At 40.7% G+C, this 21,928-nt stretch carries 18 protein-coding genes; 5 read left to right on the forward strand and 13 right to left on the reverse strand.

All coding sequences use genetic code 11. The features are described 5' to 3' along the window. The first annotated feature begins 20 nt into the window (after positions 1-20). Positions 21-461, forward strand: coding sequence for a universal stress protein (locus CF596_RS01565; protein WP_004972175.1), 441 nt, complete (start codon positions 21-23; stop codon positions 459-461). A gap of 225 nt (positions 462-686) precedes the next feature. Here the strand turns inward: CF596_RS01565 and tnpA are convergent, their stop codons facing one another. After that, positions 687-1,085 (reverse strand): IS200/IS605 family transposase, encoded by a 399-nt coding sequence (gene tnpA / locus CF596_RS01570; RefSeq protein WP_096901003.1) that lies wholly within the window; start codon positions 1,083-1,085, stop codon positions 687-689. 39 nt (positions 1,086-1,124) lie between these two features. Here tnpA and CF596_RS01575 point away from each other — a divergent pair, with 39 nt between their 5' ends. Further along, a complete protein-coding gene (locus CF596_RS01575; protein WP_096901004.1) occupies positions 1,125-2,264 on the forward strand; it encodes an RNA-guided endonuclease TnpB family protein in 1,140 nt (379 codons plus the stop codon). Positions 2,265-2,384: 120 nt separating this feature from the next. Here CF596_RS01575 and CF596_RS01580 read toward each other — a convergent pair whose 3' ends face one another. The 3 genes from CF596_RS01580 to CF596_RS01590 form a co-directional block, all read right to left on the reverse strand. Then, entirely contained in the window at positions 2,385-2,720 is a 336-nt protein-coding gene (locus CF596_RS01580) for an MGMT family protein (protein WP_096901005.1), read from the reverse strand. A gap of 84 nt (positions 2,721-2,804) precedes the next feature. Beyond that, a complete protein-coding gene (locus CF596_RS01585) occupies positions 2,805-3,710 on the reverse strand; it encodes a neutral zinc metallopeptidase (RefSeq protein ID WP_096901006.1) in 906 nt (301 codons plus the stop codon). Between the two features lie 34 nt (positions 3,711-3,744). After that, positions 3,745-4,671 carry a DUF808 domain-containing protein gene (locus tag CF596_RS01590; RefSeq protein WP_096901007.1) on the reverse strand — a complete coding sequence of 309 codons (927 nt, stop codon included), beginning with the start codon at positions 4,669-4,671 and terminating at the stop codon, positions 3,745-3,747. 191 nt (positions 4,672-4,862) lie between these two features. On the opposite strand from CF596_RS01590, the gene trpS reads away from it, so the two are divergent. Further along, the gene (gene trpS, locus CF596_RS01595) at positions 4,863-5,876 is read left to right on the forward strand and encodes a tryptophan--tRNA ligase (protein WP_004972183.1); all 1,014 of its coding nucleotides are present in this window, start codon (positions 4,863-4,865) and stop codon (positions 5,874-5,876) included. Between the two features lie 591 nt (positions 5,877-6,467). Here the strand turns inward: trpS and sucD are convergent. From sucD to sdhC, 9 genes are all read right to left on the reverse strand, one after another. After that, positions 6,468-7,361, reverse strand: coding sequence for a succinate--CoA ligase subunit alpha (sucD, locus tag CF596_RS01600; RefSeq protein WP_096901008.1), 894 nt, complete (start codon positions 7,359-7,361; stop codon positions 6,468-6,470). 11 nt (positions 7,362-7,372) lie between these two features. After that, a complete protein-coding gene (gene sucC / locus CF596_RS01605) occupies positions 7,373-8,539 on the reverse strand; it encodes an ADP-forming succinate--CoA ligase subunit beta (protein WP_096901009.1) in 1,167 nt (388 codons plus the stop codon). A gap of 174 nt (positions 8,540-8,713) precedes the next feature. Beyond that, the gene (gene lpdA / locus CF596_RS01610) at positions 8,714-10,147 is read right to left on the reverse strand and encodes a dihydrolipoyl dehydrogenase (RefSeq protein ID WP_004972188.1); all 1,434 of its coding nucleotides are present in this window, start codon (positions 10,145-10,147) and stop codon (positions 8,714-8,716) included. Positions 10,148-10,207: 60 nt separating this feature from the next. Further along, entirely contained in the window at positions 10,208-11,422 is a 1,215-nt protein-coding gene (gene odhB, locus CF596_RS01615) for a 2-oxoglutarate dehydrogenase complex dihydrolipoyllysine-residue succinyltransferase (RefSeq protein WP_004972191.1), read from the reverse strand. A 16-nt stretch (positions 11,423-11,438) separates the two neighbouring features. After that, positions 11,439-14,261 (reverse strand): 2-oxoglutarate dehydrogenase E1 component, encoded by a 2,823-nt coding sequence (locus CF596_RS01620; RefSeq protein WP_096901045.1) that lies wholly within the window; start codon positions 14,259-14,261, stop codon positions 11,439-11,441. An 881-nt stretch (positions 14,262-15,142) separates the two neighbouring features. After that, positions 15,143-15,853, reverse strand: coding sequence for a succinate dehydrogenase iron-sulfur subunit (locus CF596_RS01625; RefSeq protein WP_096901010.1), 711 nt, complete (start codon positions 15,851-15,853; stop codon positions 15,143-15,145). Between the two features lie 14 nt (positions 15,854-15,867). Then, entirely contained in the window at positions 15,868-17,766 is a 1,899-nt protein-coding gene (gene sdhA, locus CF596_RS01630; RefSeq protein ID WP_096901011.1) for a succinate dehydrogenase flavoprotein subunit, read from the reverse strand. 12 nt (positions 17,767-17,778) lie between these two features. Then, complete coding sequence (sdhD, locus tag CF596_RS01635; protein ID WP_096901012.1) at positions 17,779-18,144, reverse strand: succinate dehydrogenase, hydrophobic membrane anchor protein; 366 nt, start codon at positions 18,142-18,144, stop codon at positions 17,779-17,781. After that, complete coding sequence (gene sdhC, locus CF596_RS01640) at positions 18,144-18,542, reverse strand: succinate dehydrogenase, cytochrome b556 subunit (protein ID WP_143228670.1); 399 nt, start codon at positions 18,540-18,542, stop codon at positions 18,144-18,146. The genes sdhD and sdhC overlap by 1 nt, the downstream gene beginning before the upstream one ends. A gap of 1,166 nt (positions 18,543-19,708) precedes the next feature. On the opposite strand from sdhC, the gene gltA reads away from it, so the two are divergent. Continuing rightward, entirely contained in the window at positions 19,709-20,983 is a 1,275-nt protein-coding gene (gene gltA, locus CF596_RS01645) for a citrate synthase (protein WP_096901013.1), read from the forward strand. A gap of 190 nt (positions 20,984-21,173) precedes the next feature. Then, complete coding sequence (locus tag CF596_RS01650) at positions 21,174-21,689, forward strand: hypothetical protein (RefSeq protein ID WP_096901014.1); 516 nt, start codon at positions 21,174-21,176, stop codon at positions 21,687-21,689. The last annotated feature ends 239 nt before the right edge of the window (positions 21,690-21,928 follow it).

The following is a 21,928-nucleotide window of genomic DNA, read 5'->3' on the forward strand; positions in this document are numbered from 1 at the left end:
TACAATAAGGAGAAACACTCATGGCTTACCAAAACATCCTCGTACCAGTGGACGGTTCTGAAACTTCTTTTGCCGCTGTTGCAAAAGCTGCTGAACTTGCAAAAGCATTTGGTAGTAAAATCACTGTGGTACAAGTACTTACACTTGACCCGTATATTGCTGCAGAATACATCACTGCAAACCAAACCAATGACTTGATTGAACGCGCTCGCGCTTCTATCGTAAAAACTTTAGAAGAAGCAAAGCAAAAATTCACTGAACAAGGTGTTGAAGCTGAAACTAAACTACTTGAAGGTCAAGTAATTGCACGCGAAATTACCAATGCTGCAAAAGACTTAAATGCTGACCTTATCGTGATTGGTTCACATGGCCGCACTGGCTTGAAAAAATTATTCTTAGGTAGCGTTGCGCAAAGCATCCTAAGTGAAGGTACAACACCTGTATTGGTTGTACGTCAATAAGATTGCGTGTTCCTCATTTCTACGGAAGTGAGGAACTTCCCCTCTCATTTAGATTTCTTTGTTTGTTCTAAAATTTTTATTTGCAGCACTCTATTCAGCAAATTTTCTCAGTATCACCATATCTCAATATTAAACGCTCGATTTAGCAGCTCAGTTTAACTAACTGTGCGAAATTCCCCATCTATAATCTTCGATTTAGGTGGGGATGGATAGCACGACTTTTCGTTATTCGGGTCTTTCTTGATTTTTTATATATTCACGAATTACATCAATTGTCGCACCACCTGTTGTAAGCAAGCAATAAGCCCTAGTCCAAAGTACAGGCTTCCAATAATACTGCTTTAGTTCTGCATCAAATTCTTTGCGTATAAGTCTGCTAGATACCGTTTTGATGTTATTTATAAACTTGCTTGGCATGATATTAGGGTGCATTTCTAGTAATAAATGAATGTGGTCAGCTTCACCATTAAACTCAAGCAAGTCGATTTCCCAATCTTGACAGTTCTTTCTTACGATTTCTTCAAGGCGATTGAGCATTTCATTTGTAAAGCATTTTCTTCTGTATTTTGTTACCAACACTAAATGATAAGTTAGCTTATAAACACAGTGGTAATGTGACTTCATGTTATTTACACCAAGATTAATATTTGTTAAATTATAGGTATGAATGAAGCTCAAATGAAAGCCTACAAGTATCGTATTTATCCGAATGGTGAGCAAAAAGTGCTAATCGAAAAGCACTTCGGCTGTGCTAGGTTTACTTACAACTGGGCTTTAGCACTTCAACAAAAATATTATGATGAACATAAAAAATCACTGAGCCGAAAAGATATTCAGGATCAGCTTGTGAGTATGAAAAAGCAAGAACAATACTCATGGCTCAATGAGGTGAACAGTCAAACTCTACTTAGTGGATTGCTTCATGTTTATACGGCTTTTGGAAACTTCTTCAAAGGTCGGGCGAAATTCCCCAAGTTCAAGTCTAAGAAAATTCCACAACGATCATATCAATGCCCTCAACATGGTAGTGTTGATTTTGAAAAAGGCACACTGAATCTACCTAAATTAAAAGGCATTAAAGCTGTATTTAGTCGTCAATTTGATGGAAAGATTAAAACTGTCACTATTAGTAAAACAGCAACAGGAAAGTATTACGCATCAATTTTAGTTGAAACTAATCAAGCTAAAGTAACAGCATCAATAATTGAGTCAGATAAAACCATTGGTATTGATTTGGGCTTAAATCACTTGTTGATTCAGTCGGATGGTCAAAAAATTGAAAATCCAAAATATTTACGACAAGCTCAAAAAAGGTTGGCAATTCAACAAAAGATATTTGCTCGAAAGAAGAAAGAATCCAAGAATTATCAACGTCAGAAATTAAATGTTGCGTGTATCTATGAAAAGGTACGTTTGCAACGCTTAGACCTACATCACAAACTAACGCATCACTTGATCTGTGAAAACCAAGCGACCACGTATGCAGTAGAAGATTTAGGAATTAAAAACATGGTTAAGAACAGTAAACTAGCCAAGTCCATTTCGGATGTGGCATGGGGGCAATTCTTAACGCTGTTACAATACAAAGCTGAATGGTATGGCAAGAATGTTTTGAAAATTGGTCGATTTGTACCAAGTTCAAAAACTTGTTCTTGCTGTGGCTATAAGATGGAAAAGTTACCGCTAAGTGTCAGATTGTTTGAATGTCCAAGTTGCAACTTGGTTGAAGATCGTGATGTGAATGCGAGTATAAATATCCGTAATTTCGCTTTAGCTGATGCACTAGGGCTTCGTGCTGTGTAAAGAGTTCCTGTGCCACAATACTTGTCAGCGCAAGTGTGGCATCGAAAGGTGTAATCAATTTGATTGCATGGGTCGCAAAGATTCCCCCACTATAACTTTCAGTTTAGTGGTGGGAGTATGTCAATTCTGCCATTGGTATTGTTTTAAATTCACCTTTTCTGCAATTACCACAATCCCTTCTTCCTGTAATTTTAAAGTTTGTATATTTTCTCCTTGGGCGTTTAGTTTGCTTAGGCTAATTTTTCCTTGCGCATTAATCACCCGATGCCACGGCACAGTATGTTCTGCCGATAAATGCCTGAGGACATAACCGACCAAACGTGCATGTTTGGGCAGACCCGCTAGGCATGCCACTTGCCCATAGGTCGCAACCTGACCTGCTGGAATCAAACACACCACGTTCAAAATCATGTGTGCTAATTCATCACTCGGTTTACGGCTTAACGTTGTTTGCATCTATCCACTCGCATTCATTTAGCCTATAAAAAAGGAGCGACTGGCAGCACTCCTTTTGTTTATAAAACTTGATTTTTAAGTCAGTTAAATTGCGGCATTGAATGTATCACAATCACTGATCAAGCCTGATTTTAAGCCAGTCTGGAACCATTGTACGCGCTGTGCACTGGTACCATGCGTAAAGCTATCAGGCACGACTTGCCCACGTGCACGTTTTTGTAAATAGTCATCGCCAATTTTATGTGCCGCATCCATTGCTTCTTCAATATCACCTTGTTCGAGGAATTGAGTACGTTGATGGTTATGATGCGCCCACACTCCCGATAAACAGTCCGCTTGTAATTCCTGACGTATCGAAAGCTGATTACCCTGTACTTCGCTGACTTGCTGACGTGCTTTATGCACTTGTTCTGAAATCCCTAAAATGGTCTGAATATGATGCCCAACTTCATGCGCCACCACATAGGCTTGAGCAAAATCGCCCGCCTGATCATTTCGGCTTAATTCAGTCTGATTTTGTTCACCACCAATGCCCATTTGCTGACGCATGGCTTGGAAGAATGAAGTATCAATATATACTTTTTGATCGGCAGGACAATAAAATGGCCCCATTGCCGATTGTGCCGTACCACAGCCAGAATTGACCACACCTGTAAATAACACCAGTTTAGGTGGTATATATTGGCTATTTAACTGCTGCTGAAACACTTGTGACCACGTATCTTCTGTATCGGCCAAAACAGTGCCCACAAACTCCATCGCCTCTTGTTGTTCAGGACTTGGATTATCTAAACCTTTAGTTTCAGCACTTTGCGCATGTGAGGTGACTTGCTTGGTCGCTTGATAAGCCGATTGCGGATCGATGCCAAAGAACTTCCATGCAACAAAGGCCACCACTAAGCCCAAAATACTGATACCGCCCGCTTTTGCTCCACCGCCACCACGGCGGTCTTCTACATTCGTGCTAACTCGACGGCCTTTCCAACGCATTATTCTTATCCTTCTCTTAAACTCTGATAATAGATTAAGCCGATTTAGACTTTGACCACACTTTTTGAACAAGTGCGACCACAATCACCACCAAGATGCCTGCCAAAATACCCACGACAAGGTTCATCAACATTGGCGTGACTGAACCTACAATACTGCCCATCGTTGGGATGTCTTGTACATACTCTACCGTATCTTCTGTGAAATGGTGCACAAAAGGAATAGCATGATTGATAATTCCTCCACCAACCAAGAACATCGCTGCAGTACCCACCACAGATAAAGTCTTCATTAAAATTGGAGCAAATGCCAGTAAACCACGCCCAATACGTTGTTTAAAATTAGTAGCTTGTTCTGTGAGATATAAACCAATGTCATCAATTTTGACAATTAAAGCTACAAATCCGTAGACACCGACCGTCATGGCAATCGCAATTAAACTCAACACTGTCACTTTGGTTAAAAAGCCTGCCGCAGCCACAGTCCCCAAAGAAATCACCACAATTTCCGCCGATAAAATAAAGTCAGTACGCACTGCACCTTTAATTTTTTCGTTTTCATACGTCGCAAGGTCTTGTTCAGTTTGAATTAATTCTAATTGTGCTTCTTTAGCCGATTGAGCTTTTTTGTGCTGTAAGGTGTGCATGATTTTTTCCACACCTTCATAACTTAAAAATAAACCACCAATCACCAATAAAGGATTAATTAACCACGGTGCAATTACACTAATGAATAATGCCAACGGTACTAAAATCAATTTATTAACAAAAGAGCCCTTAGCTACCCGCCACACTACAGGCAACTCACGATCGGCGCGCACACCACTCACCTGCTGCGCATTCAACGCCAAATCATCACCCAAAACCCCTGCGGTTTTTTTGGCAGCCATTTTGCTCATAACTGCCACATCATCTAAAACTGTTGCAATGTCATCTAATAAAAGTAATAAGCTGCTCGCCATTGCGTTGTTATCCTTATGCGATTTTCTATCTATTTTAAAACTGTACGCAAATAAACTCTGTATTTACTTCATTAATTTTTTAAACGAATTCAATTCAATCTATTTAAGGAAGTGACATTGAAAAATGTTATGCCTTACAATGTAGCAATTCATCGGTAAATAGATGTCGTAGATACGACTTGGAATAAAAAATGAGTAATCAAGATAATCGTCCTGTGATTTTGACAGGCGATCGTCCAACTGGACAATTACATTTAGGTCACTTTGTGGGTTCTTTACGTTCACGTGTAGGTTTACAAGACTCACATCATCAACATCTGTTACTTGCCGATGCTCAAGCCTTAACTGACAATGCCGACAACTTTGAAAAAGTACGTCGCAATATTATTGAGGTAGCAACCGATTATTTAGCGGTGGGGATTGATCCAACAAAAACCACCATTTGCGTGCAATCTTGCCTGCCAGCGCTAAACGAACTTACCATGTTGTATTTAAACTTCGTGACTGTGGCACGTTTGGAGCGAAATCCAACCATTAAATCTGAAATTCAGATGCGTGGTTTTGAGCGTGATATTCCTGCAGGTTTCCTGTGCTACCCTGTAGCTCAAGCAGCCGATATTACTGCATTTAAAGCAACGGTCGTTCCTGTAGGTGAAGACCAAATTCCAATGATTGAACAGACCAATGAAATTGTGCGTCGGGTGAATCGTCAAATTGGTCATGACTTACTACCTGAATGTCAGGCATTGTTGTCAAATGTCGGACGTTTACCTGGTTTTGATGGTAAAGCGAAAATGTCAAAATCACTGGGCAATACCATTGTGTTAGATGCCACAGACAAAGACATTAAAAAAGCTGTCAATGCAATGTACACCGACCCAAATCACCTGCGTATCGAAGACCCAGGTCAGGTTGAAGGCAACGTAGTATTTACTTATTTAGATGCCTTCGATACCAACAAAGAAGAACTTGAAGAACTGAAAGCGCATTATCGTCGTGGTGGTTTGGGCGATGGTACGGTGAAAAAGCGTTTGGAAGGCATTCTAAAAGAATTGATTGGGCCGATCCGTGAACGTCGTATCGAACTTGCTAAAGATCCTGACTACATTATGGATATTTTGAAAACAGGCACCGACAAATGCCGTGATATTACCCAGCAAACTTTAGATGAAGTGAAAGCTGGCTTGGGTGTATTCCGCTTCTAAGCATTTTGTAGATAGAAATATTTTAAAGTCTCTTATTCACATGAATAAGAGACTTTTTATTTGAGTGAAAAATCAACACAAGCTGACTCGACTTACAAAAAACACTTATTACTTACGTGATTTAACATCACGTAACCTGAATACTGCGGAATAGTATTCATTCTCAGTTTAGTATACTTACATGCTTTAGGAGCAATCCTAATTTCATAACATTTCTCCGTTATCGAAGCTGTGAAAGCAGATTCGTTTTTCATACGCAATGATCACCCCAATCATTGCGTATTTTTTTATTTGAATCAGCTGTTTATACAGCTTGTACAACAATAAAAATAATTTCCCGAGATGCAAAAAATTACTTGAACGGCTTTGTCGCACAAAGATTTCATAACTATATGATTTAAAAGTTTTGATTATTTTTTGATACAAAATTAAATTTATTTAAATCAGATGCTTACATATTTATGCAACAAAGCAATACCAAATTAACTCTTATCATATACTTTATCTCTCAAATGTGGCTAATTTTTCAACATAAAAAATCCCCAAAATTGGGGATTGAGTACTGAATAAAATCAAGATCTTCAAAATTTGTTATTTAAGCAAACCTTGATCTTTTAATACTTGCCACATGGTAGAACCCAATTCAGCAGGGCTACGCGTATAAGCAATTCCAGCACGCTCAAAGGCTGCAAATTTTTCTTCCGCAGTACCTTTACCGCCTGAAATAATTGCACCCGCATGTCCCATACGCTTACCTTTAGGTGCTGTCACTCCTGCAATATAACCCACCACAGGTTTGCTAACATTCGACTGGATATATTCCGCAGCTTCTTCTTCTGCCGTACCACCAATTTCACCAATCATAATAATCGCATCGGTGTCTGGGTCGTCTTGGAACAATTTTAAAGCATCAATTTGGTTCATACCTGGAATTGGGTCACCACCAATCCCGATACAGGTCGATTGCCCTAAGCCTAATTTGGTGGTTTGTGCCACAGCTTCATAGGTCAAAGTACCTGAACGTGAAATAATGCCAATTCGTCCTGGTTGATGAATATGCCCTGGCATGATGCCAATTTTACATTCACCTGGTGTAATCACACCTGGGCAGTTTGGTCCCACCAAACGTGTACCATTGCCATTGGTTTCTAAATAACGCTTGGCTTTGAGCATGTCGATGGTTGGCACACCTTCCGTAATCACCACAATCAAACCTACTCCAGAATCGACTGCTTCTACAATCGAATCTAAAACAAACGGTGCAGGCACATAAATCACCGATGCATCTGCACCTGTTTCACGTACAGCTTCTTTCATGGTGTTAAATACAGGTAATTCCAAATGGGTTTGACCACCTTTTCCTGGCGTTACCCCACCCACCACTTTGGTTCCATAATCAAGTGCTTGTGCTGAGTGAAAAGTACCATTTTTACCAGTGAAACCTTGTACCAATACTTTGGTGTCTTTATTAATTAATACGCTCATCCTGATTCTCCTTAAGCTTTCACTGCAGCAACAATTTTTTCTGCGGCATCAGACAAGCCGTTTGCAGAAATAAGTTTTAATCCTGATTCATCGAGTAATTTTGCACCAAGTTCCGAGTTGTTCCCTTCTAGGCGAACCACTACAGGTACTGTCACATTTACTTCCTGAACCGCTGCAATAATTGCTTCCGCAATCATGTCACAACGTACAATTCCACCAAAAATATTAATCAGTACGCCTTTAACCGAGTGATCTGCCAAAATAATTTTAAAGGCTTCAATTACGCGTTCTTTGGTTGCACCACCACCTACATCCAAGAAGTTCGCAGGCTGACCACCATAGAGTTTAATAATATCCATAGTTGCCATTGCTAAACCTGCACCATTCACCATACAACCGATATTGCCTTCTAAAGCAACATAGTTCAGGTCAAATTCTGATGCACGCAATTCACGTTCATTTTCTTGTGTTTTATCGCGCAGTGCCAAGACTTCAGGCAAACGATACAGCGCATTGGAATCAATACCGACTTTGGCATCGACACATAAAATGTCGCCATTTTCACGTACAGACAATGGGTTAATTTCAAATAAGGCAAAATCATTGTCGATAAATGCCTGATAAGCCGCTGTCATAATCTTCACAAACTGCGTGATTTGACTGTCTTTGAGTTTTAATGTAAAAGCCACTTCACGTGCCTGAAATGGCAATAAACCCACTAAAGGATCAACTTCTACTTTAATAATTTTTTCTGGGGTTTCTTCTGCCACTTTCTCAATTTCAACACCACCTTCAGTAGATGCCATAAAAGTGACGCGACGGCTAGAACGATCTACCACTGCACCCAAATACAGTTCACGCTCTACAGGATAAACATCTTCAGCCACTAAAATACTGTTTACAGGCTGACCATAGGCATCGGTTTGATAGGTGACCAAACGTGTTCCAAGAATTTGGTTGGCATAGTCTGCTGCTTCTTGTGCAGATTTTACGACCTTCACGCCGCCCGCTTTACCGCGACCACCTGCATGCACCTGAGCTTTCATCACTGCAAATTTACCGCCCAGTTGCTCGAAAGCTTGCACAGCTTCTACGGCTGTAGTTGCCAAAATGCCTTCTTGTACTGGCATACCATATTTTTTTAATAGCGCTTTTGCTTGATACTCATGTAGATTCATTGACTAACCTTTTACTACTTCTTTTATTCAGTTATCACCACCAATATCAAACCTGCGTTTTAATATTGCTTTCCTTGTGTGGTGTTTTTCCTATGCTCTTTACTTTTAGATGATTATTCCCATAAATACAACCATCAAATGCAAAAAGAGCGGCCTAAGCCGCTCTTTTTAGTGTTATTTGCGTTTACGCTGAATCGCGTGAATCGCACGCCCATCTACAGCTAAAGCGGCTTCATGCACCACTTCAGAGAAGGTTGGGTGACCAAATGTCATTAATTGTAAATCTTCAACTGAAGATACAAACTCAAGTGCAATCATACCTTGGTGAACGATGTCAGACGCAGCAGGTCCAATCACGTGCATACCCAATAAACGATCTGTTTTTGCATCTGCAACAAACTTCACGAAACCAGCACCTTCGCCTGCAGCTAAAGCACGACCATTTACCGCGAAACCGAATTGACCAGTTTTCACTTCGTGGCCTTTTTCTTTCGCTTGCTCTTCAGTTAAACCAACCCACGCCGCTTCAGGGTGTGTGTAGATTACTGAAATGATTGTGTCGTAGTTAACTTGTGCAGCATGACCGTGAATACGCTCAACTGCCATTACGCCTTCTTCCATTGCTTTGTGTGCAAGCATTGGACCACGTACTAAGTCACCAATTGCATATACACCTTCAACAGAAGTTGCACACCAATCGTTTACTTCAACCAAACCACGTTCAGTCAGTTTAATACCGCAGTCATCTGCCAATAAACCTTCAGCATAAGCACGACGACCTACACAAACGATCAATTTATCGAAAGTTTGTTCTTTGTCTTCGCCGCCTTGGGTATATTTAACAGTCACTTCACGACCATTAACTTCAGTACCTGAAACTTTCGCACCGATACGGATATCCATACCTTGCTTGGTCAATAGTTTTTGGTAGTCTTTTGCCAAAGCTTTGTCAGCCATTGGTAAGAATGCATCCATTGCTTCAAATACAACAACTTCTGCACCTAGACGACGCCATACTGAACCAAGTTCAAGACCAATTACGCCTGCACCAATCACACCTAAACGCTTAGGCACTTCTGGGAATTCTAATGCACCAGTAGAATCAACAATAATGTCTTGATCTACAGGAGCAACAGGAATATTTACAGGAACTGAACCAGTCGCAAGAATCACATACTTAGGCTCTAAAACTTGAGTTTCGCCTTCATGAGAAACGAACTCAACTTTTTTACCTGCAAGCAATTTACCCGTACCTTTTAACCACTCAACACCGTTACCTTTTAATAACTGATCAATACCGCCAGTTAATTGGTCAACGATTTTGTCTTTACGTGCTAATAGCTTCGCAAGGTCAAACTGTACTTCACCTGTAGTGATACCATGATCAGCCAAGTGATGAACCGTATCTTCATAACGATGTGAAGAATCAAGTAATGCTTTAGATGGGATACAGCCCACGTTTAAGCATGTACCACCCAAAGATGGTTTGCCTTTGTGAATACGTTTTTCGATACACGCAACTTTAAAGCCAAGTTGAGCCGCACGAATTGCCGCTTCATAACCACCTGGGCCACCGCCAATAACAACAAGATCAAATTGTTGAGACATTTTTATCTCCAAAAATGAGCTTAGAGGATCGCTCCAAGCCCACTGATTTATTCTTTAGAATTAAAGGTCAAGGATGAGTTTAGCTGGCTCTTCTAACAATTCTTTGATTGTTACAAGGAAACCTACAGCTTCTTTACCATCAATTAAACGGTGGTCATAAGAAAGCGCTAAGTACATCATTGGCAAGATTTCAACTTGACCATTTACCGCCATAGGACGCTCTTGGATTTTGTGCATGCCCAAAATTGCAGTTTGTGGCGTGTTTAGAATTGGTGTAGATAACAATGAACCGAAAGTACCACCGTTAGTAATGGTGAATGTACCGCCAGTCATATCTTCAATACCTAGCTTACCGTCACGTGCTTTATAAGCATAGTCACGAATACCGTTTTCTACTTCAGCGTAGTTCATGCGGTCTGTATCACGTAATACAGGAACCACTAAACCACGGTCAGAAGAAACCGCAACACCGATGTCGTAGTAACCGTGATATACGATGTCTTCGCCATCAATAGAAGCGTTTACTGCTGGGTAACGTTTCAATGCTTCAGTTGCAGCTTTCACGAAGAAAGACATAAAGCCTAAACGTGCACCATGACGTTTTTCAAATGCGTCTTTGTATTGTGCACGCATTTCCATGATTGGCTTCATGTTCACTTCGTTGAATGTTGTCAACATTGCAGTTTCTTGAGTCGCTGCAAGTAAACGCTCTGCAACACGCTTACGTAAACGTGTCATAGGAACACGTTTCTCGATACGCTCACCTACCGCAACGCTTAATGGCGCAGCTGCAGCAGCAGGTTTAGCTTGATGATTTGCAACATCTTCTTTAGTGATACGACCACCACGACCTGTACCAGAAACGTCTGCAGCATTGATACCTGTTTCAGTCAACGCTTTACGTACTGCTGGTGCTTGGTCAGCAACTGGTTGTGCACGCTCAACAACTGGCGCAGCGCCTGCTTCAGTTTTCGCCGCAGCTTGCTCTACTTGTGCTTCAGACTGAACTGCTTGAGTTTGAGCAGCGCCAGAAACAGCACCCGCTTCAAATTGAGCAATTACTTCGTCAGAAAGAACTGTATCGCCTTCGTTTTTGATGATTGCAGAGATTGTGCCATCAGCAGGAGCGACTACTTCCAAAACAACTTTATCGGTTTCAATATCACAGATCACTTCATCACGTGAAACTGCTTCACCTGGTTGTTTGTGCCAAGTTGCAATCGTACCGTCTGCAACTGACTCTGGAAATACCGGTGCTTTAATTTCGGTTGCCATTACTTCGAATCTCCTGTTATTCAGCTACGATCGCAAGCGCGTCATTGATGAGCTGAGCTTGTTGTTTTGCATGCAAATATGGTGAACCACACGCTGGTGCTGCAGATGCTTCACGACCCGCATAACTAATGCGAATCTGTTTACCAGTTTTCATTACGTCATCATATAAACGTGGCGCGATGAATAACCAAGCACCTTGGTTCTTCGGCTCTTCTTGAGTCCAAACTAATTCTTTTACGTTTGGATAAGAAGCAAGAACTTCAGCAAGACGTTGTTCTGGATATGGGTACAACTGTTCAATACGAACAATTGCAGTATTGTTCAATTCTAATTCACGACGCTTTTCAAGCAAGTCGTAATACACTTTACCACCACACAATACCAAACGCGTCACGTCTGATTTGTTGATGTTGTCAATTTCATCAATCACAGTCTGGAATGTACCAGTTGCAAGCTCATCAAGGTTAGACACTGCTAACTTGTGACGAAGTAAAGACTTCGGCGACATGATGATCATTGGCTTACGGATTGGACGAATCGCCTGACGACGTAAAGCGTGGAAAATCTGTGCAGGTGTTGTTGGTGTCATCACTTGCATGTTTTCTTCCGCACAAAGCTGTAAGAAACGCTCTAAACGTGCAGATGAGTGCTCAGGACCTTGACCTTCAAAACCGTGTGGAAGAAGCATCGTTAAACCACACACACGCTCCCACTTGGTTTCGCCAGATGAAATGAACTGGTCGATTACCACTTGAGCACAGTTGGCAAAGTCACCGAATTGTGCTTCCCAAATAATCAAGCTCTTTGGAAGGGTCGTCGCATAACCATATTCAAATGCCAATACTGCCATTTCAGACAATAATGAGTCGTAGATTGCAACGCGTGGTTGGTTCTCTTTGATGTGGCAAAGTGGAATATAAGTTTTACCATCGACTTGGTTATGCAGTTTTGCATGACGGTGCGAGAAAGTACCACGACCAACGTCTTCACCAGTCAAACGAACAAGGTAACCCTCATCCAACAAAGATGCGTAAGCTAAAGTTTCAGCTGCACCCCAGTTTAGTGGCATTTCACCTGTTTGCATTTTCAAGCGATCGTCAATCACTTTGGCAACTTGGCGCTGCATCACGAAACCTTCTGGAAGTTTACGCATGGTTTGACCAAGTTCTTTCAAACGCTCGATAGGGAAAGTTGTATCCCAAACGTCTGTATAGTCGTGACCCAAGTATGGCGACCAATCTACAAACATTTTAGTATTTGGCTCAAGTACCAATGCGTTCGCAACGTGATTACCCGCTTCTAAATCTGCGCGGTAATCTTCAATCATTTGATCTGCTGCTGCGCGATCCAACACACCTTCTTGCACCAATTGGTCAGCATACAAAGTACGTGTAGTGGTCTTTTTGTTGATCACTTGATACATCATTGGCTGAGTTGCTGCAGGTTCATCCGCTTCGTTGTGACCACGACGACGGTAGCAGAACAAATCAATCACAACGTCTTTACGGAATGTATGACGGAAATCGTGTGCCAATTGAGATACAAAAATCACCGCTTCAGGATCATCGCCATTCACGTGGAAAATTGGCGCCTGAATCATTTTTGCAATGTCAGTACAGTATTCAGTAGAACGTGCGTCACGTGGGTCAGATGTTGTGAAACCAACTTGGTTGTTAATCACAATGTGAACTGTACCACCTACGGTATAACCGCGAGTTTGTGACATTTGGAAGGTTTCTTGGTTAACACCTTGACCTGCAAATGCGGCATCACCGTGAACGATTAATGGCAATACATCATCACCACCAATGTCTTTACGACGTACTTGGCGCGCACGTACAGAACCTTCAACCACAGGTCCAACAATTTCTAAGTGCGATGGGTTAAACGCAAGTGCCAAGTGCACTTCACCACCCGGAGTCATCACGTTAGATGAGAAACCTTGGTGATATTTTACGTCGCCAGAACCTTTTTTATGCAAGCTCTTACCTTCGAACTCACCAAATAGGTCTGCAGGGTTTTTACCCATGATGTTCACAAGCAGGTTCAAACGACCACGGTGTGGCATGCCAATCACGACTTCTTTACAGCCAACAGCACCCGCACGTTGAATGATTTCGTTGACCATAGGGATAAATGATTCACCGCCTTCTACACCAAAGCGTTTCGCACCAACGTATTTATTACCTAGATATTTTTCTAGACCCTCAGCTGCTGTTAAGCGTTCAAGAACGTGTTTCTTTTGATCTGCAGTAAATGTGAACTTACCACGTGCGCTTTCTAAGCGTTGTTGAATCCAGCGTCTTTCTTTGGTATCAACAATGTGCATGTATTCTGCACCAATTGAACCGCAGTAGATCGCCTGCATGGCATCAACCATTTCGCCTAGTGTTGCTTCAGACTTACCAATTTCCAAATTACCTGTATGGAAAACAGTATCTAAATCAGACTTGGTTAAACCATGTGCAGCAAGATCAAGATCTGGCACGTCTTCACGTTTTGCCAAACCTAGTGGATCTAATTTTGCTTTTTGGTGACCACGGTTACGGTAAGCAGCAATCAGTTGCAACACGCCAATTTGACGTTGTTCATGTTCAGAACTCACTGAACCTTGAACAATGGCTTGAACGCGATTTGAATTACGACCTAATAAAAGGAATTGCTCACGTACATTACTGTGTGGTTGATCACCCTTCGGGAATTTATCGAAATATTCGCGCCAATCAGCACCGACTGATTCCGGTGACGTCAAATAATGCTCGTAAAGTTCTTCAATATACGCTGCACTATCAGCGGAAAGTTCAGTGTCAAGACGCAGTGCGTCAGCAACTTCTTGCATTTGTGGACCCATTTCCTATTGCAAAAACATTTTCCAGGATGCTTTTTAAGCAAAACCCATGATTGATAATGTCAAATTGGTAACATGACATTAGTCCCCAGTTGACATATGTCATGAGGCGTTATCACTACATTAGGAAAACCCAATGTCATTTATGAATCATAACGCCCTCATTGGCATCATCACTCATTTATATACTCGACCCAAGCCGAGCAATTTTTTGCAAAATCGTTTTAGAAAAAATAAGTGCTCAGTCTTAGCTTTTCTAATACGACTTTTCTGCAATAGTCCTGATTTAATAACACATCATTTGCACTTAAAATGTTGATAAAATGTACAAAAATTCAACATTTTTCAGATATAGTCATTTGTTAATCGTAACATGATCTCAGAAATGCAATTGATTTTTTTGACACATACCTCCTATAAATTGGCGAAATACAGTGATTCTATTTTCATCTAATATATGGTGCTTTATTTAAAAAACAGAAGCAATTTAGACCAAAGTCCAACCCCACTATTTTAGATAAAAGAAAAGAGAGCACATCTCTCAATCTGCCCTCTCAATTACACGTTAAATGATAACATCTAAAAACAAATATTGCAGCTAATCTTGGCATTTGCCTATGCTTTACAACAAAATAGCAGCACTGGATTACAATTGTGTGCAACTTTAGTCGCCTTTTATCGGTTTTTGTCTATTAATCCAGCAGTTATACCTAAAAAATATCAAGCACTCATTTTTTAATCACTTCTTTGCATACTACGTTTATATGTTCGATATTAAAAAACACACCTCGTTATTATTTTACTTTTACAGCAATATTAAGCCATAAAAAAAGCACATCCAAAGATGTGCTTTTTTTTCAACCTTAGCTCGCTTAGCCAGCTTGGTCTAATAACATGTTACGAATGTGACCAATTGCTTTCGTCGGGTTCAAACCTTTCGGACAAACAGACACACAGTTCATGATGCCTTTACAACGGAACAATGAGAATGGGTCGTCAAGACGAGCCAAACGCTCTTGAGTTGCAGTATCACGAGAGTCAATGATGAAGCGGTATGCATTCAACAATGCTGAAGGACCCAAGAACTTGTCTGGGTTCCACCAGAATGATGGGCATGAAGTTGAACAACATGCACAAAGAATACATTCATACAAACCATCAAGGTGTTCACGGTCTTCTTGAGACTGTAAACGCTCTTTTGGAGGCGCAGGCTGGTTGTTGATCAAGAACGGATGAATCTTGTTGTACTGATCGTAGAACTGATTCATATCAACAACTAAGTCTTTAATTACTGGAAGACCTGGAAGTGGACGAATCGTAATCACTTCTGGTAAGTCGTTGAGGTTCCAAAGACACGCTAAACCATTTTTACCGTTGATGTTTACACCATCAGAACCACAAATACCTTCACGACATGAACGACGGAACGTTAAAGTTTCGTCTTGTACTTTCAATGCAAGAAGCGCATCAAGCAACATACGGTGCTTATCAGTCAATTCAAGCTTAAAAGTTTGCATGTACGGTGCTTTATCCTTATCAGGATCGTAGCGGTAGATATTAAATGTACGAGTACCTCTACTCATCTTACTTCTCCCAATTAGAATGTACGTGGTTTAGGTGGAATAGCAGCTACAGTAAGCGGCTTGTAACGTACTGGTTTGTACTCAAGACGGTTATCTGTAGAGAACCATAAGGTGTGCTTCATCCACTCATCATCACGACGACCATAAGAATAAGTTGGGTGATCTGGTGGTAACTCGAAGTCTACAACCGTATGCGCACCACGACATTCTTTACGTGCAGCAGCTGAGATTAATGTCGCTTTAGCAACTTCATATAAGTTTTCAACTTCTAAAGCTTCTACACGCGCAGTGTTAAATACTTTAGATTTGTCTTTCAAATGAATGTTGCGAACACGTGGTTCAAGCGCAAGAATTTGTTTAACACCTTCTTCAAGCAACGCTGAAGTACGGAATACACCTGCGTGATCTTGAACGATGTTACGAATCGTATCTGCAATTTCTTGAGCATTTTCACCAGAAGTCGATTCGTCAAGTTTACGAATACGGTTCACAGTGTTTTCAAGAACAGTTGTTGGAAGTGGTTCGTACTCACCATCGTGTTGCTTAGTTACATACTCAATGATGTGCTGACCAGCAGCTTTACCAAATACAACCAAGTCAAGCAATGAGTTTGTACCTAAACGGTTTGCACCGTGTACAGATACACATGAACACTCACCAATTGCATAGAAACCTTTTACTGGTTTAGCAAAATCACGGTCGCCCGAGTTTGTTGTATAAGTATCAGTTTCTGCGTTGTAGTTCGCAACCAACTCTTGAGTTTCACGGCTTTCTGGCACAACCACTTGACCATGAATATTTGTTGGAATACCACCCATTTGATAGTGGATAGTCGGCACTACTGGGATTGGCTCTTTTGTACAGTCAACGTTCGCGAATTTCTTACCAATCTCGAATACAGATGGAAGACGCTTCATGATGGTGTCTGCACCTAAGTGCGTCATATCAAGCAAGATGTAGTCTTTATTTGGACCACAACCACGACCTTCTTTAATTTCTTGGTCCATAGAACGTGATACGAAGTCACGTGGCGCCAAGTCTTTCAAAGTTGGTGCATAACGCTCCATGAACGGCTCGCCTGAATCGTTACGAAGGATACCACCTTCACCACGACAGCCTTCCGTTAACAATACGCCTGCGCCCGCAACACCCGTAGGGTGGAACTGCCAGAATTCCATATCTTGTAATGGAATACCCGCACGAGCAGCCATACCAAGACCGTCACCAGTGTTGATATATGCGTTTGTAGATGCACGGTAAACACGACCTGCACCACCTGTAGCAAATAATGTCGCTTTCGCTTGGAATACTGCAATTTTGCCAGTTTCTTGGTCAATTGCTGTAACACCAAGTACATCGCCTGCTTCGTTACGGATTAAATCAAGAGCAATCCATTCAACGAAGAATTGAGTACCCATTTTCACGTTGCTTTGATAAAGCGTGTGAAGAAGTGCGTGACCAGTACGGTCAGCTGCAGCACATGCACGTGGAACCGCTTTTTCACCGTAGTTTGCAGAGTGACCACCGAATGGACGTTGGTAAATTGTACCGTCTGCGTTACGGTCAAATGGCATACCCAAGTGTTCTAATTCATAAACCACTTGTGGCGCTTCACGCGTCATAAACTCGATCGCGTCTTGGTCGCCTAACCAGTCAGAACCTTTTACTGTGTCATAAAAGTGGTAGTGCCAGTTATCTTCTTGCATATTACCAAGAGATGCACCAATACCACCCTGCGCTGCAACAGTGTGTGAACGTGTAGGGAATACTTTGGTCAATACCGCAACTTTCAAACCTGCTTGAGCAAGTTGGTAAGATGCACGCATACCTGAACCACCACCACCAACGATGACTGCGTCAAAGAATTGGTGTGGAATATTTGTATAATCTTCTTTAGGGTTAATCGCGCCCATGATATTTTCCTATCAATTCGCCCAGAAAATCTGGATTGCCCAGATTGCGTATGCAAAAACAGCAATAATCACTGCTGAAGTCAGCACTAGGCGTAAACCTGAAGCTGAAGGACCCATTTGACGAGTAGTCACATAGTCAGTGAATACTTGCCACATGCCAATCCAAGCGTGTGCAACAAGAGATAAGACTGCCAATAAAGACATAATCTTCATTGGTAATGTCATCATAAAGCCGTACCACTGTTCAAAGTTGAATCCACCGTTAAGAAGAATCCAACCAAATACCACAACGGTATAAACAGCAAGAACTACAGCACTAACACGTTGGATATACCAATCGCGAGAACCTGAACCCGTTAAACCTGTAGCACTTTTCATTAGATTACAATCCATACAAATGCTGCAACGATACCGATAGCAGACAAGATCAATGAAATAGTAGCTGCAATGCGACCGCTTTGCAGTTCTTCTGCAAAACCAAGGTCAGCAAGTAAGTGCTTAATACCAGCAATGAAGTGATAAATTAAGCCGGCTACAAATACCCATACGATAAAGCGTACAAAGAAACCGTTAAAAATTTCTTGAACTTGAGCAAAACCTTCAGGTGAAGACAATGACTTGTCTAACAACCATAAAAGTACCGGTACGAGTAAAAATACGATGACACCAGAAAGACGGTGTAGAATTGATGCAATAGCCACGGGCGATTTTAAGTTTACTTCTAAAACTTGACCCATGGACAAATTGACAGGTCTGTTGCTTTTCACAGCGGGCATCCTGTAAGTAAAAACTCCATCCGGAGTTTGTTGGAATAAATTCGAAGGAAAGCTGGCATTGTCAGGCAAATTCATGCCTAACCTTAAAACGACACTGAATTATAAAACGTCAACTGTCAAAATACAAACAACACAGCTCGGCTTTTTTGCCAAAAATCCTTTAAATAAGAATCATTAACAACAATAAGAATCAACAACCTGCTTAACTAAATTACAATCATACTTATAACACAATGTTTTTATACAATTTATTTAGCAATAGGCTCTATATATAGCTTTATATCTATTTAGAATATTTAGACTAAAGATAAATTTGCACCTTACTCTCTATCATATCTATTCGTGTCTACAAACATTGAGCACACAGCTTTATCGGACACTCGCATCTTTTACTGTTAAAGCTGTGATACGTTGCTGCAAAGCAACAATTATTGGCTTACTCACACTCGGATAACTTTTATTTATTTATAATCAACAGACTTAGACTGTTTTATATTTCCCCGATTACAAGGTTTACAACCCAGACTATTTCTCAAACTTATATTCAGCGTCCGCTCTAAATACCAATCTACCTTTTTTACCATAATCATCATGCGAAAGAATGACTTATCCAGTATTTTCCAATATTACACAAAACAAGAAACTCTTAATCTTATGCAGAACCCCATATTCTTTTGCCCAAAAAATGCTTATTCCTGAAATTTTTTCTGAGTTTAATCAGTCATTTTTTGATCAATTAACATCTATTTTAAATACCCGACTTGCAGCCTGTATCCAAAAGACAAACCTACCTGATGCCTATGCAAAAACGTGTAAGTTATGAGAATTAGATAAATTTAAGTTTTGGGCTGCAACCCACCGCAGAATCACCACAGCAAAACCATTATTTAAAATTGCTTACAATTAATCCCAAACGATGATTTTTTTCTGCACATCCAACAAATTTTGACTTATGATACTGCGGCTGTGCTGTGATTTTATTGATTTTTTTACTGGAATTTTTTCGGCTTTTTCTGCAAACAGTCGTCTACTTAATCCATAAGTATAATTGACAAAATTTCAGTACTCTCTAATCTTAGAGCAAATTTTTAATCCGTCTGACTTGCGCATTAAAAGATTGATACTTCGAGTCAGATCAACATTCACCAGGACAGGAGATCTATTGAATGTCTGAAGCAACTGGCAAAAAAGCCGTATTACAGCTTGATGGAAAAGAAATTGAATTACCAATTTACAGCGGCACATTAGGCCCAGATGTAATTGACGTTAAGGATGTGTTGGCGGCAGGTCACTTTACTTTTGATCCTGGTTTTATGGCAACAGCGTCTTGCGAGTCTAAAATCACATTTATTGATGGTAACAAAGGTATTCTTTTACACCGCGGTTACCCAATTGACCAATTGGCAACTAAAGCTGACTACTTAGAAACTTGCTACTTATTATTAAATGGCGAGCTTCCAACAGCTGAACAAAAAGCTGATTTTGACGCAAAAGTTCGCAACCACACTATGGTTCACGACCAAGTTAAGCGTTTCTATAACGGTTTCCGTCGTGATGCTCACCCTATGGCAATCATGGTTGGTGTTGTTGGTGCGTTATCTGCGTTCTATCACAACAATTTGGACATCGAAGATGTTAACCACCGTGAAATCACAGCGATTCGTTTAATCGCGAAGATTCCTACTTTAGCGGCTTGGAGCTACAAGTACACAGTTGGTCAACCATTCGTTTACCCACGTAACGACTTAAGCTACGCAGAAAACTTCTTGTACATGATGTTTGCTACACCAGCAGACCGTGACTACAAAGTTAACCCTGTTCATGCACGCGCTATGGATCGTATTTTCACGCTTCACGCTGACCACGAACAAAACGCGTCCACTTCAACTGTACGTTTAGCTGGTTCTACTGGCGCTAACCCATACGCATGTATCTCTGCAGGTATTTCTGCACTTTGGGGTCCTGCTCACGGTGGTGCGAACGAAGCTGTTCTTAAGATGCTTGATGAAATCGGCTCTGTAGAAAACGTTGCAGACTTCATGGAAAAAGTGAAGACTAAAGAAGTGAAGCTTATGGGCTTCGGTCACCGCGTTTATAAAAACTTCGACCCACGTGCAACAGTAATGAAGCAAACTTGTGACGAAGTTCTTAACGACTTAGGTATCAACGATCCACAACTTGCACTTGCAATGGAACTTGAGCGTATTGCGTTATCTGATGAATACTTCATCAAGCGTAACTTATACCCTAACGTAGACTTCTACTCAGGTATCATCCTTAAAGCGATTGGTATCCCAACAGAAATGTTTACTGTAATTTTCGCTCTTGCACGTACTGTAGGCTGGATCAGCCACTGGTTAGAAATGCACAGCGGTCCTTACAAAATCGGTCGTCCACGTCAGCTTTACACAGGTTACACTCAACGCGACATCAACCGTTAATTCGGTTTGCGTTGTACCTTATAAAACGAGTACGACTCAAAAAACCACCTTCGGGTGGTTTTTTTATTTTTGAATATTTGTCTCGCCATAATGTAAAGCCTTGGTAGTTTGACTTAAACAAGATAATTAGATTGGGTCATCAGCCAATTTACGCTATATTTTTGATATCAGCCTTTCATGATCAATTTACATGCTGCAACTGCATTTCTTATTTTTAAGTCTGCTCATGCGTTTTTTAAAACTTGCGCAGTTTAAATATCGCTACTTAACACCTGCAGAAATACAGCTATGCCAGTCTGTGTTCGGTCATTTAATTGACTACAGCAAAGTCAGAGTCATGAATCACCCCTATTTACCTTGGCAACCACAACATATATTTATGGCACCCTGTGGTGATATTCATGTGCGTAATTTGAATTACCGTTCAGACTACACTCAAGCACATTTAGGCTATCAAGCCATTTTTATTCACGAAATGGCGCATGTCTTGCAATATCAACAGAAAATCAATGTCTTGCTACATGGCGCACTCTTACAAACGGCATATTATTTAAGCTTTAAACAGTACAATCCATATCGCTATCAATTGACTACAAACAAGCCTTTTTTTGCCTATAACATTGAACAACAAGGCGACATCGCTAAAGATATTTTCCTGAAAAAAATTGACAATATTATTCTGAATCCACCAAAACCAATTGCTTAACTGAATATTCTTTAACTTGAGCGATCAGGCTTAAAACCACAGACAAACCTAATCTTAAAATATAATAATTTCAAATAAATAGCATAAAAATTCTGTCACATTTCAATGATATTCTGCAGCATACAAGAATAAAGTGTATTCGATGCTAGCATCTATTCTAAATTACGATAAAATAGCAAAAGTCTCTATTTTTGCACCGCAAAATAAGATCTTTATCTGTTAGATAATAAATGGTTTTT

The sequence above is a fragment of the Acinetobacter sp. YT-02 genome, from assembly GCF_002412355.1.
GTDB classification, from domain to species: Bacteria; Pseudomonadota; Gammaproteobacteria; order Pseudomonadales; family Moraxellaceae; genus Acinetobacter; species Acinetobacter towneri.